The following is a 12,739-nucleotide window of genomic DNA, read 5'->3' as shown; positions in this document are numbered from 1 at the left end:
TCAGCCCTTGCGGCGGCGCAGCACGAAGGCAATGGCCACGACAGCCAGCGCCGAACTCCACAGCGGCCAGAGCCCGAACGGCGCCACCCAGCGCGCATAGGGCGTGAGCCCCTTGCGGCCTTCGACAGGCGCCTCGAGCACGCCGCGCTTAAGGCGCGGCAGCTGATGCGTGACGCGGCCTTCGGCGTCGATCACCACGGTGGCGCCGGTGTTGGTGGCCCGCACCATCGGCCGCGCAAATTCGAGCGAGCGCATGCGCGAGATGGCCAGGTGCTGGTCGATGGCGACCGAATTGCCGAACCACGCGATGTTGCTCACGTTGAGCAGGATGGTCGGCGCCGTGGCCTCGCTCTTGAAGTTGGCGCCGATCTCGTCGCCGAACAAGTCTTCGTAGCAGATGTTCGGCGCAATGCGCTGGCCTTGCCAGGCGAAAGGCGCCTGCGCCAGGCCACCGCGGGCGAAGTCGCCGAGCGGGATGTTCATCATGCGGATGAACCAGCGAAAGCCCGGCGGAATGAACTCGCCGAAGGGAACGAGATGGTGCTTGCTGTAGCTGTAGGGCTGCGCGGCGCCAGGCTGGAAGCCGAGCACCGCATTGCTGTAGGTGCCCTGGCCGCCCATCGGAAGCCCGACGATGGCGGCCTGCGCGCCCTGGCTGTAGCGCGCCTGGATGGCTTCGAGGTAACCGGCGGGCAATTGCTGCGGCAGCAGCGGCAAGGCGGTTTCGGGCGTGACCACGAGCGAAGCCTTGGCATCACGCAGCTGCTCGCCGTACCAGCGCAGCGCCAGGTCGATGCCGCCTCCGGGGATGAATTTTTCGTCTTGCGGGATGTTGCCCTGGAGCAGCGCGATCTGCAGCTTGCCGCTGGAACCCTTGTCGCCTCGCGCCTCGGCGGGCAACGGATTGACCAGGTGCGGCGCCGCGAATACGGCGGCGATCACAATCAGCGACTGCGCCAGCGCCACGGTACGCGCAGGCCGTGTGAGCGCGACCAGCGCGGCTGCGATGGCGGCGACCGCACCGATGCCGTAGACGCCAATCCACGGAGCCCACGCTGCCAGCGGTCCCTCGACGTGCGCGTAGCCGCCGGCGCCCCACGGAAAACCCGTGAACCAGCTGCCGCGCACGAGCTCGGCCAAGGTCCACAGTGCGGCGAACACCAAGGCACCGGCCACTGGCCCACGCGGCCCGCGAACCACGAACCAGGCGCAGGCCACCGCGTAGTAGAGCCCGAGCGCCGCCGCGAGCGAGAGCACCGCAATGCCCGCAAGCGGCGCCGGAAGCCCGCCATAGGTGTGCATCGAGATGAAGAGCCACCAGAAGCTGCCCGTGAGCCAGGCCGTGGAGAAAAGCCAGCCGTGCAGGCCGGCGCGGCGCCATCCGGCGCCCTCGGCGCGCAGGCGGTCCAGCAGTCCGACGAGCACCGCCAGCGAGATCAGTTGCAGCCACCACAGCGGCTGTCCGTTCGCGGGCCAGGCAATGGCGGCGGCCTGCGCGAGCCCCGCGAAAGCAAAGCCGAGGAGGCGCAGCAGGCCCACGGCGGAAAAGATGCGCGAGGTGCGGAGCGTGGCCGCTGCGGGCAACGGCATCAGTCGGCTGCGTCGCTGCCGCGGGCCGGGGACACCTTGAACCAGCGCACGGCGCCGCCCTTGGTGTGCAGCACCACGAAGTCGAAGCCGCCGATGGCGTGGTGCTCGCCGCGTTTGGGCACGTGGCCCATTTCATGTGCGATGAGGCCGCCGATCGTGTCGAAGTCTTCGCTCAGCTGTTCTTCGTCGAAGACGATGCCGAAGGCCTCGGCCACGCGCTCGATGGGCGTGTCGCCCGAGACGCGGTAGGTATGGTCGGCCAGGCCGAAGATGTCGCCCTCGTCTTCGGCAATGTCGAACTCGTCTTCGATTTCGCCGACGATCTGCTCGAGCACGTCCTCGATGGTGATGAGACCGGCCACCCGGCCGAACTCGTCGATCACGATGGCCAGATGGTTGCGGTTGCCGCGGAACTCGCGCAGCAGATCGTTCAGGCCCTTGCTCTCGGGCACGAAGGTGGCCGGACGCAGCAGCGCACGGATGTTGAGGCCTGGCGCGCGCTGCAGCTTGAGCAGGTCTTTCGCGAGCAGGATACCGATGATGTTTTCTTTTTCGCCCTCGTACACCGGAAAGCGCGAGTGCGCGGTGTCGATGACCAGGTGCAGCAGCGCGTCGAAGGGCGCGTCGATATTCACCAGGTCCATGCGCGGGGCGGCCACCATCACGTCGCCGGCCGTCATGTCGGCCATGCGCAGCACGCCTTCGAGCATCACGCGCGACTCGGCGCCGATCACCTCGTTGTCCTCGGCGTCGGCCAAGGTTTCGATCAGCTCGTCGCGCGAGTCGGGACCGGGATGGATGAATTCGGCCAGCTTCTGGAGAAAGCCGCGCTTGTCTTCCCGCTCGACGGGTGCGCGTTCAGGGTGAGGTTCGGCCACTTCGGGAGGCGTAGTTGAAGAGACACAAGGATACCGGATTGCGTGTGACAGGCTCTACCCCTGGCACGCTACCCCGCCTCTTTCAGGCTTATTGGGCCGACTTGCTGCGGGCGTCGCGAATGCCGCTGCGCACTTCCTGCAGGCTCGCGAGAAAGGCCCAGAACTGCTTGGCGCGGGTCTTGAGGTGGTAGTCGACCGCGGCATAGTGCTCGAGTGCGATTTCGCTCATGCGGCTGTCGAAGGTGGCGCTCGGCAGCTGCAGGTGCGCCTCGGATTCGGAACCGCTGCGCACCACGGTCGCGCCGGCGTTGCGGGCGATCTTCAGCATGGCGGCGTTTTCGCTCAGCGCATGGATGAAGAGCATGCCGACGCCTTCGTTGCGCGCGACCACCACGGCACGCTCGAACAGGCGGGCGCCGTAGCCGCGGCCACGCGCATGCGCCGCCACCGAAACGCCAAACTCTGCGCAGTCGCTGTGCTGGTCGTCCGGCGCGAATGCCAGGTGCGCCATGGCAATCAGGTCGAGACGGCGGTTGTAGATACCGAAGAGTTCGTCGCGGTCGAAGTCGAGCCCGTCGACATAACGCTGCACCTGCTCGTCGGACGCGGCGTAGCCGAAACGAAGATAGCGGTCGTGAGGGCTCAAAGCCAGCAGGTGCCGCGCGATGCGATCGCGTTCGCGCGGGCCGATCGAGCGGATCGGCACCATGACGGGTGGGGGCGCGAAGGCCGCGCGCGGTTGCGTCTCAACCATCGGAGCCTTCAGGAAAGAACCGAGGCCGAGAGACGCTTGAATAAGGGTCTTGGCGGTGAGCATGGTTCAAATATAAGGGTTTTCCCTTAATCAACAAGTCCGAATGGGTACTTCCGGTTGTCATTTGTGAACCAATGCCAAAAGGTTGTTTTATTCGAGCAACTGACCGTTGCTAAACCGGTACAGCCGTTGTGGCCTTGACACGGTCGAGCACGAAGCTGGTCTTGCAGTCTTCAACGCTGGGGTGCTTCAGCAGGGTGTCCATGATGAACCGGCTGTAGTGGCCCATGTCGGCGACCACCACGCGCAAGAGGTAATCCATTTCACCGGTCAGCGCCGCACATTCGACCACCTCGGGCCAGGTCTGCACGCTGGCCCGGAACAGGTCCATAGGGTTGCGCTTGTGGCTTTCGGTGTGCTTTTCGAGGCGGACGTTGAGATACGCGGTGAGCCCCAGGCCGATGACTTCCGGACGAACGAGCGCAACGTAGCGGTCGATGACGCCGCTTTCTTCCAACCGCTTGACGCGCCTGAGCACCGCGCTGGGAGATAGGCTGACCTGCTCGGCGATCTGGTCGTAGGTAGCACGGCCATCTGCTTGCAGCGTGCGCAATATGAGTCGATCGATCTTGTCGAGTGCTTCCATGTTGCCATTTTTGCAGTTTTTCTGCGTCTTTGCTATTTGTGACGCCCAACAACGCTGAAAACGTGAGCGGCATCCGCCCTACATTGCAGCAAAGGGCGCTTCGGTGCGCTTTTTCGCAATATTTCTGTTTCTTTATCCATTCGAACCCACCTCCGGAGACCCCTTTATGAGCCATATCGATGCCCCCGCCTTCACGCCTTGGGAGAACCCGATGGGAACCGACGGCTTCGAGTTCATCGAATACGCGGCGCCGGACCCGGTGGCCATGGGCCAGGTGTTCGAGCGCATGGGCTTCACGGCGGTGGCCAAGCACCGCCACAAGAACGTGCTGCTGTACCGCCAAGGCACGATCAACTTCATCGTGAATGCCGAGCCCGACTCGTTCGCGCAGCGCTTTGCGCGCGAACACGGCCCGAGCGTCTGCGCCATCGCGTTCCGCGTGCAGGATGCCAAGCAGGCCTACGAGCGTGCCATCTCGCTCGGTGCCTGGGGTTTTGCCGACAAGGCGGGGCCTGGCGAGCTGAACATCCCCGCCATCAAGGGCATCGGCGACAGCCTGATCTACCTGGTCGACCGCTGGCCCGGCAAGAACGGTGCAAAGCCGGGCGACATCGGCAACATCGGGTTTTATGACGTCGACTTCGAGCCGCTACCGGGCGTGGCCTCGCAGGACGCGCTGGCGCCCAAGGGCAACGGCCTTACCTACATCGACCACCTCACGCACAACGTGTATCGCGGCCGGATGAACGTGTGGGCAGGCTTCTACGAAAAGCTCTTCAACTTCCGCGAGATCAAGTACTTCGACATCGAAGGCCAGGTGACAGGCGTAAAGAGCAAGGCCATGACCAGCCCCTGCGGCAAGATCCGCATCCCGATCAATGAAGAAGGCAAGGAGCAGGCGGGCCAGATCCAGGAGTACCTGGACATGTACCGCGGCGAAGGCATCCAGCACATCGCGATGGGCTCGGACAACCTGTACGAGACCGTCGACGCGCTGCGTGCCAAGGGCGTGACCTTGCTCGACACCATCGACACGTACTACGAGCTGGTCGACAAGCGCATTCCCGGACACGGCGAAAGCGTGGCCGAACTGCAGAAGCGCAAGATCCTGATCGACGGCAAGAAGGACGCGCTGCTGCTGCAGATCTTCAGCGAGAACCAGCTCGGCCCGATCTTCTTCGAGTTCATCCAGCGCAAGGGTGACGACGGCTTTGGCAACGGCAATTTCAAGGCGCTGTTCGAGAGCATCGAGCTCGACCAGATGCGTCGTGGCGTGCTGGCGGCCCCAAAATAAGCGCTTCTTTCATTGCACAGGAGCCTTCATGCGCAGCACGTTCTCGATCGGCCTGACCCTTGCCACGGCGGCCGCCGTTCTTTCCGGTTGCGCCATGCCCCCTGCCGTGCCCACGGCAGGTTCGCATCTGGATGCGGTGCAGAAGGCTGCCGTGCTGCGCATCTGCACGCCGGGCGACTACAAGCCGTTCAGCTTCCAGAAGGCGGACGGATCGTTCGAGGGCATCGACGTCGACCTGATGGCGGGTTTCAGCTCCAGCTTGGGCGCCAAGCCGGAGTGGGTCAAGACCACGTGGGCAAACCTGCTGCCTGACCTTGCGGCAGGCAAATGCGACATTGCTGTCGGCGGTGTCTCGGTAACCACCGACCGGCAGAAGCGCGCTTTCTTCAGCGCGCCATACATGGTGAACGGCAAGGCGCCCATTGCGCGCTGTGCCGACGTTGCCAAGTACCAGAGCGTGGCCGACATCGACAAGCCCTCGACCCGGGTCATCTTCAATCCGGGCGGCAGCAACGAGCGCTTTGCGCGCGCCAACTTCAAGCAGGCCAAGCTCACGCTGCACGGCGAAAACGTGACGATCTTCGACGAGATCCTGGCCAACCGCGCCGATGTGTTCGTGACCGAGTCGGCCGAAGCCATCACGCAGCAGAAGCTCAAGCCCGGGCTCTGCGCCATCAACCCAGAGAAGCCATTGCAGTACGGCGAAATGGCGTGGATGCTGCCGCGCGACGACGTGGCTTTCAAGGCCTATGTCGACCAATGGCTGCACCTGCAGCAAGCCGGCGGCGACTTCCAGCGCGTGATGAACCGCTGGCTCAAATAACCCGAGAGCAATTTCCCATGGACATCCCTGCCGCCGCCACTGCTGCTGCCGCCAAACCTGCTGTTTACGGCGCTTCGGATCGCCCGCCGCGAGGCGACTACTCGCGCGGCGGCGCGGTGCATGCCGACTACACCTGCCCGCAGGACTGGGCCAGCTACACGCCGGCCGACCATGACACGTACAAGCGTCTGTACGAACGGCAGGCCGCGCAACTGCCCGGCCTTGCCTGCGATGCGTTCATCAATGCGCTGCCGTCGTTGGGTGTGAAGGACCACATTCCGCGTTTCGAGGAAATCAACGAGCGGCTGCATCGGGCTACCGGCTGGGAGATCGTGGCGGTGCCGGGGCTGATTCCCGAATTGCCGTTCTTTACCTTGCTTGCGAACCGCAAGTTTCCAGTGACCGACTGGATCCGCAAGCCGGAGGAGTTCAATTACATCGTCGAGCCGGACGTGTTCCACGATCTGTTCGGGCATGTGCCGATGCTGTTCGACCCGACCTTTGCGGACTACGTGCAGCGCTATGGCGAAGGCGGCATCAAGGCCCACGAGCTGGGTGCGGGGGAGAAGCTGGCCAGGCTGTACTGGTACACGGTGGAGTTCGGCCTGATCCGCCAGCCGGACGGCCTGCGCGCATACGGCGCCGGCATCCTGAGTTCGGTGGGCGAGCTGCAGCATGCGGTGCGCAGCGACGAGCCGCACCGGCTGCCGCTGGATTTGCTGCGCACCATGCGCACACGCTACAAGATCGACACGTACCAAGCCAACTATTTCGTGATCGAGAGCTTCGCGCAGCTCTTCGAGCTTACGGCGCCCGATTTCACGCCGCTCTACCGGGCATTGGAAGTCGAAGCAGATATTCCGGCCGGGGTGCTGCTACCGGGCGAATCCGGCAAGGCCTGAGAGCGCTCCTTGCGGGAGCGGCGCCACGACGCTCCACCCGAGGTCCCGCCCATGCCGTGCAGCTATCGCGCGCGCGACACTGCTTGCGGCTCCCCTAGGACAAGCCCGCTAGTGGCCGGGCGCATCTGGCTCCCACAATCCGCGCAAAGGAGCTTGCATGCAAACATCCGCGCGACAGAACTACCCGGCCGACGTGCCGCAAGAGATCAACCCAGAGCAGTACCGGTCTCTGCCCCACATGTTCGACGAGGCCTTCGGCCGCTACGCCGAGCGGCCGTTTTCCGTCTGCATGGAGCGCTGGATGTCGTACGGAGAGCTCGACACGCTCTCGAAGGCGCTGGGCGCCTGGCTTCAATCGCTCGGCCTCGAGCCCGGCGCGCGAGTGGCCATCATGTTGCCCAACGTGCCCCAGTTTGCCGTCACGATGTGCGGCGTGCTGCGGGCCGGCTATACCTGCGTGAATGTCAATCCTCTCTACACGGCGCGCGAACTCGAGCATCAGCTCAAGGACTCCGGCGCCACGGCCATCGTCATCCTTGAGAACTTCGCCTCCACGCTGGAGCAGGTGATCGAGCGCACGCCCGTCAAGCATGTGGTCGTCACGTCGATGGGCGATCTGCTGGGTGGCCTCTATGGCGCATGGATCACCATCGCGGTTCGCCACCTGGCCAAGATGGTCCCGCCCTACAAGCTGCCGCTGAGCGGCGGCCGCACGGTCACTGAGTTTTCCAAGGCGATTGCCGAAGGGCGCGGCCGGCCGTTGGGGCCGGATCAAAGCACGCTCGACTCGATTGCATTCCTGCAGTACACAGGCGGCACGACGGGCCTGTCGAAGGGCGCAGTGCTGACCCATCGCAACATCGTTGCGGCAACGTTGCAGGCGGAGGCGTGGTTCACGCCGGCTCTTTCGCGCGCGGGCGACTTGTCGAAGGTCAACAGCATCGCGGCATTGCCGCTGTATCACATCTTCGCGCTGACGCTGTGCCTGCTGGTCATCCGTCAGGGTTCGCACATGACGCTGATTCCCAATCCGCGCGACTTCGACAAGTTCATCGCGGTGCTCAAGAAGCGTCCGTTCCACATGCTGCCGGCGGTGAACACGTTGTTCAATGCGCTGCTCATGCATCCGCAGTTCAAGTCGATCGACTTCTCGACGCTGTTCGTGTCGCAGGCGGGCGGCATGGCCGCTTCGGAAGGCACGGCACAGCGATGGTTCGAAGCCACCGGCTGCCCGATGATCGAAGGCTGGGGCATGAGCGAGACCTGTGCGATCGGCACGAACAATCCAGTCTCGAATACGAAGTTCACCGGCACCATCGGCTTGCCGCTGCCGAGTATCGAGATCGCCATCAAGGACGATGAAGGCAACTCCCTGCCCGTCGGCACGGCAGGCGAGCTTTGCATCAAGGGCCCGAACGTGATGACCGGCTACTACAACCAGCCGGCCGAAACCGCGGCAGCCTTTACGGCCGACGGTTTCATGCGCACCGGCGACATCGCCGTCATGCAGGAAGACGGCTACAGCCGCATCGTCGACCGCAAGAAGGACATGATTCTGGTCAGCGGCTTCAACGTTTTTCCGAACGAGCTCGAGAACGTGATTTCCCTGTGCCCGGGCGTCGTCGAATGCGCGGCCGTGGGCGTGCCGGACGAGAAGCAGGGGGAGGCGATCAAGGTGTTCGTCGTGCGCAGGGATCCCACGCTGACCGGTGCTCCAATACTGCAACAGCCAGCTCACCGGCTACAAGCGGCCGAAGCACATCGAGTTCCGGGAAACCTTGCCGAAAACGAATGTCGGAAAGATCCTGCGTCGCGAGCTGCGAACCAGCGCGAGCGTCTGAGTGAGCGGGCACGCCGCGGCTGGGCTGCCGGAGAATCTCGTCGTCTTCGAGCGCGGCTGGCTTTCATCGAACAACATTTTGTTTGTCGGTGCCGACGAGACCGCGCTGGTCGATACCGGGTATGCCACGCATGCCGATCAAACCTTGGCGCTTGTCGAATCGACGCTCGGGACGCGGCCGCTCGATCGGATATTGAATACCCATCTGCATAGCGATCACTGCGGCGGCAATGCGGCGCTGCAGCGGCGCTATCCGGCGGTGACGACGGAAATTCCGCCAGGGGAAGCGGATCTCGTGGAACGCTGGGACGAGAGGGGTTTGAGCTTTCTGCCGACAGGGCAGACGTGCCCACGGTTCGGATTCACCGGCCTGCTGCGACCAGGGACGGAATGCGTGCTCGGCGACAGATCTTGGCAGGTGCACAGCGCACCTGGCCACGATCCGCATTCGATCATTTTGTTCGAACCCGTCTCGCGAACACTCATTTCGGCCGATGCCCTGTGGGAGAACGGCTTTGGTGTGGCCTTTCCCGAGCTCGCAGGTGAACCGTCGTTCGGAGATATCGCTGCGACGCTGGATTGCATCGAGACGCTCGCGCCGCTCCAAGTGATCCCTGGGCACGGACGCGTCTTCAGTGATGTCCGCAATGCACTGGTTACCGCACGGCGCCGACTCGATGGTCTCCAGCGAGATCCGGTGAAGCACGCGCGGCACGCCATCAAAGTGCTGATGAAGTTCAAGCTGCTCGAGGTGCAGTCCATCACGCTGAACGAATGGGCCGACTGGCTTCGGAGCGCGTCATATTTCGGTGTTATCCGCGAGCGCTTCTTCCCAGGTACGGAGCTGGATCAATTGGCCGAAGATATCTTGGCCGAATTGGTCGCCGCCGGTGCGGCCGAGACGGATTCGGCGCTCATCCGAAATATTTGAAGCTTGCCACTTGGCAATAAAAAAGCGCGTCCCCGCGAGATGACGCGCTTTTATAAAATCCAAAAGAAAAAAGCCCAACACGCTGTGTTGGGCTTTTCCTGGCTGTAAGAGCCTGACGATGACCTACTTTCACACGGGAACCCGCACTATCATCGGCGCTGACGCGTTTCACTGTCCTGTTCGGGATGGGAAGGAGTGGTACCACGTCGCTATGGTCATCAGGCATAACTTGTTGTCTGATTGATCACATGATCAATCAAACGAATTCATAGAGTTTGGAATCAGCACGCAATGACTGCGCTGCTTGAATGTATTTTGAATGCGTCAACTTGGCATAACACCTTGATCAGACTGATCAAAGTTATAGGGTCAAGCCGCACGAGCAATTAGTATCAGTTAGCTTAACGCATTACTGCGCTTCCACACCTGACCTATCAACGTCCTGGTCTTGAACGACTCTTTAGGGGGCTCAAGGCCCCGGCAGATCTCATCTTGAAACGAGTTTCCCGCTTAGATGCTTTCAGCGGTTATCTCTTCCACACTTAGCTACTCGGCAATGCCACTGGCGTGACAACCGATACACCAGAGGTGTGTCCACTCCGGTCCTCTCGTACTAGGAGCAGGCTTCCTCAAATCTGCAGCGCCCACGGAAGATAGGGACCAAACTGTCTCACGACGTTTTAAACCCAGCTCACGTACCTCTTTAAATGGCGAACAGCCATACCCTTGGGACCGGCTACAGCCCCAGGATGAGATGAGCCGACATCGAGGTGCCAAACACCGCCGTCGATATGAACTCTTGGGCGGTATCAGCCTGTTATCCCCAGAGTACCTTTTATCCGTTGAGCGATGGCCCTTCCATACAGAACCACCGGATCACTATGTCCTGCTTTCGCATCTGCTCGACTTGTCAGTCTCGCAGTTAAGCACGCTTATGCCATTGCACTATCGTCACGATGTCCGACCGTAACTAGCGTACCTTCGAACTCCTCCGTTACGCTTTGGGAGGAGACCGCCCCAGTCAAACTGCCTACCATGCACTGTCCCCGATCCAGATAATGGACCTAGGTTAGAACCTCAAACACACCAGGGTGGTATTTCAACGTTGGCTCCACAAGATCTAGCGACCCTGCTTCAAAGCCTCCCACCTATCCTACACAGATCTGTTCAAAGTCCAATACAAAGCTACAGTAAAGGTTCATGGGGTCTTTCCGTCTTTCCGCGGGGAGATTGCATCATCACAAACATTTCAACTTCGCTGAGTCTCAGGAGGAGACAGTGTGGCCATCGTTACGCCATTCGTGCAGGTCGGAACTTACCCGACAAGGAATTTCGCTACCTTAGGACCGTTATAGTTACGGCCGCCGTTTACTGGGACTTCAATCAAGAGCTTGCACCCCATCATTTAATCTTCCAGCACCGGGCAGGCGTCACACCCTATACGTCCACTTTCGTGTTTGCAGAGTGCTGTGTTTTTAATAAACAGTCGCAGCCACCGATTTTTTGCAACCCATTCATGCTTCGTTGTTCACTACACACTAATAGGGCACACCTTCTTCCGAAGTTACGGTGTCAATTTGCCGAGTTCCTTCTCCTGAGTTCTCTCAAGCGCCTTAGAATACTCATCTCGCGCACCAGTGTCGGTTTGCGGTACGGTCGTATATAGCTGAAGCTTAGTGGCTTTTCCTGGAACCTCGTTCAGTCACTTCACGGACAAGTCCGCTCGATCGTTGGCCTCGGTATATGTGCACCGGATTTGCCTAATGCACGCCTACATCCAACTAAACCAGAATAATCCAATAACTGGATGACCTATTAAGATCCGTCCCCACATCGCACTATATATCGGTACAGGAATATTGACCTGTTTCCCATCAGCTACGCATCTCTGCCTCGCCTTAGGGGCCGACTCACTCTACGCCGATGAACGTTGCGTAGAAAACCTTGCGCTTACGGCGAGGGGGCTTTTCACCCCCTTTAACGCTACTCATGTCAGCATTCGCACTTCTGATACCTCCAGCACGCTTTACAACGCACCTTCACAGGCTTACAGAACGCTCTCCTACCACTTGCAATAAATTGCAAATCCGCAGCTTCGGTAACTGGCTTAGCCCCGTTACATCTTCCGCGCAGGACGACTCGATCAGTGAGCTATTACGCTTTCTTTAAATGATGGCTGCTTCTAAGCCAACATCCTGACTGTTTTAGCCTTCCCACTTCGTTTCCCACTTAGCCAATTTTAGGGACCTTAGCTGGCGGTCTGGGTTGTTTCCCTCTTGAGTCCGGACGTTAGCACCCGGTGCTCTGTCTCCCAAGCTGTACTCATCGGTATTCGGAGTTTGCCTTGGTTTGGTAAGTCGCCATGACCCCCTAGCCAAAACAGTGCTCTACCCCCGATGGTAATACTTGAGGCACTACCTAAATAGTTTTCGGAGAGAACCAGCTATTTCCAAGTTTGTTTAGCCTTTCACCCCTATCCACAGCTCATCCGCTAGTTTTGCAACACTAGTCGGTTCGGACCTCCAGTACCTGTTACGGCACCTTCATCCTGGCCATGGATAGATCACTTGGTTTCGGGTCTACACCCAGCGACTGATCGCCCTATTCGGACTCGATTTCTCTACGGCTTCCCTATTCGGTTAACCTTGCCACTGAATGTAAGTCGCTGACCCATTATACAAAAGGTACGCAGTCACCCCTTACGAGGCTCCTACTTTTTGTAAGCACGCGGTTTCAGGATCTATTTCACTCCCCTCCCGGGGTTCTTTTCGCCTTTCCCTCACGGTACTAGTTCACTATCGGTCGATGATGAGTATTTAGCCTTGGAGGATGGTCCCCCCATATTCAGACAGGATTTCTCGTGTCCCGCCCTACTTGTCGTTAGCTCAGTACCACACAGGTCATTTCACGTACGGGGCTATCACCCGCTATGGCCAGCCTTTCCAAGCTGTTCCGTTATGTCTTGTGCTATCACTAACAGGCTTCTCCGATTTCGCTCGCCACTACTTTCGGAATCTCGGTTGATGTCTTTTCCTCGAGCTACTGAGATGTTTCAGTTCACCCGGTTCGCCTCGCATGACT

General features: G+C 60.6%; 8 protein-coding genes, 2 rRNA genes and 1 pseudogene (1 of these 11 cut by a window edge). 5 read left to right on the top strand and 6 right to left on the bottom strand.

What is annotated here, in order from left to right; all coding sequences use genetic code 11:
• From lnt to QHG62_RS17545, 4 genes are all read right to left on the bottom strand, one after another.
• The gene (gene lnt, locus QHG62_RS17560) at window positions 1-1,590 is read right to left on the bottom strand and encodes an apolipoprotein N-acyltransferase (RefSeq protein ID WP_281146822.1); all 1,590 of its coding nucleotides are present in this window, start codon (window positions 1,588-1,590) and stop codon (window positions 1-3) included.
• The gene (locus tag QHG62_RS17555; RefSeq protein ID WP_021012634.1) at window positions 1,590-2,468 is read right to left on the bottom strand and encodes an HlyC/CorC family transporter; all 879 of its coding nucleotides are present in this window, start codon (window positions 2,466-2,468) and stop codon (window positions 1,590-1,592) included. Before QHG62_RS17555 ends, lnt begins: the two co-directional genes overlap by 1 nt.
• Window positions 2,469-2,556: 88 nt before the next feature.
• Window positions 2,557-3,285 (bottom strand): GNAT family N-acetyltransferase, encoded by a 729-nt coding sequence (locus QHG62_RS17550; RefSeq protein WP_281146821.1) that lies wholly within the window; start codon window positions 3,283-3,285, stop codon window positions 2,557-2,559.
• Window positions 3,286-3,394: 109 nt separating this feature from the next.
• Window positions 3,395-3,868, bottom strand: a complete 474-nt coding sequence (locus QHG62_RS17545; RefSeq protein WP_157616096.1) for an Lrp/AsnC family transcriptional regulator — start codon at window positions 3,866-3,868, stop codon at window positions 3,395-3,397.
• Window positions 3,869-4,034: 166 nt separating this feature from the next.
• Between QHG62_RS17545 and hppD the strand changes: the two genes are divergently transcribed.
• The 5 genes and pseudogenes from hppD to QHG62_RS17520 all read left to right on the top strand — a co-directional run bounded on the left by hppD (window position 4,035) and on the right by QHG62_RS17520 (window position 9,658).
• On the top strand, window positions 4,035-5,162 hold the full coding sequence (hppD, locus tag QHG62_RS17540) for a 4-hydroxyphenylpyruvate dioxygenase (RefSeq protein WP_281146820.1): 1,128 nt from the start codon (window positions 4,035-4,037) through the stop codon (window positions 5,160-5,162).
• Between the two features lie 28 nt (window positions 5,163-5,190).
• The gene (locus QHG62_RS17535) at window positions 5,191-5,985 is read left to right on the top strand and encodes a transporter substrate-binding domain-containing protein (protein WP_281146819.1); all 795 of its coding nucleotides are present in this window, start codon (window positions 5,191-5,193) and stop codon (window positions 5,983-5,985) included.
• 17 nt (window positions 5,986-6,002) lie between these two features.
• Window positions 6,003-6,887, top strand: a complete 885-nt coding sequence (gene phhA, locus QHG62_RS17530; protein WP_281146818.1) for a phenylalanine 4-monooxygenase — start codon at window positions 6,003-6,005, stop codon at window positions 6,885-6,887.
• A 157-nt stretch (window positions 6,888-7,044) separates the two neighbouring features.
• Window positions 7,045-8,728 (top strand): annotated as a pseudogene (locus QHG62_RS17525) (AMP-binding protein).
• Complete coding sequence (locus QHG62_RS17520; protein WP_281146817.1) at window positions 8,729-9,658, top strand: MBL fold metallo-hydrolase; 930 nt, start codon at window positions 8,729-8,731, stop codon at window positions 9,656-9,658. It abuts the pseudogene before it with no gap.
• Between the two features lie 110 nt (window positions 9,659-9,768).
• Here the strand turns inward: QHG62_RS17520 and rrf are convergent.
• Together rrf and QHG62_RS17510 are read right to left on the bottom strand one after the other, a co-directional pair.
• Window positions 9,769-9,881, bottom strand: a 5S ribosomal RNA gene (rrf, locus tag QHG62_RS17515).
• Between the two features lie 142 nt (window positions 9,882-10,023).
• Window positions 10,024-12,739 (bottom strand): 23S ribosomal RNA (locus QHG62_RS17510) (it continues 158 nt past the right edge of the window).

Source organism: Variovorax paradoxus, from assembly GCF_029919115.1.
Taxonomy (GTDB): domain Bacteria; phylum Pseudomonadota; class Gammaproteobacteria; order Burkholderiales; family Burkholderiaceae_C; genus Variovorax; species Variovorax paradoxus_O.
Note: the sequence above shows the minus strand (reverse complement) of the source record. Positions and strands in the feature narration are given on the sequence as shown.

Excerpts from the sequence above, each read along its gene's own strand:
- lnt (WP_281146822.1), bottom strand. The coding sequence starts at position 1,590 with ATGCCGTTGCCCGCAGCGGCCACGCTCCGCACCTCGCGCATCTTTTCC.
- QHG62_RS17550 (WP_281146821.1), bottom strand. The coding sequence starts at position 3,285 with ATGCTCACCGCCAAGACCCTTATTCAAGCGTCTCTCGGCCTCGGTTCT.
- QHG62_RS17545 (WP_157616096.1), bottom strand. The coding sequence starts at position 3,868 with ATGGAAGCACTCGACAAGATCGATCGACTCATATTGCGCACGCTGCAA.
- hppD (WP_281146820.1), top strand. The coding sequence starts at position 4,035 with ATGAGCCATATCGATGCCCCCGCCTTCACGCCTTGGGAGAACCCGATG.
- QHG62_RS17535 (WP_281146819.1), top strand. The coding sequence starts at position 5,191 with ATGCGCAGCACGTTCTCGATCGGCCTGACCCTTGCCACGGCGGCCGCC.
- phhA (WP_281146818.1), top strand. The coding sequence starts at position 6,003 with ATGGACATCCCTGCCGCCGCCACTGCTGCTGCCGCCAAACCTGCTGTT.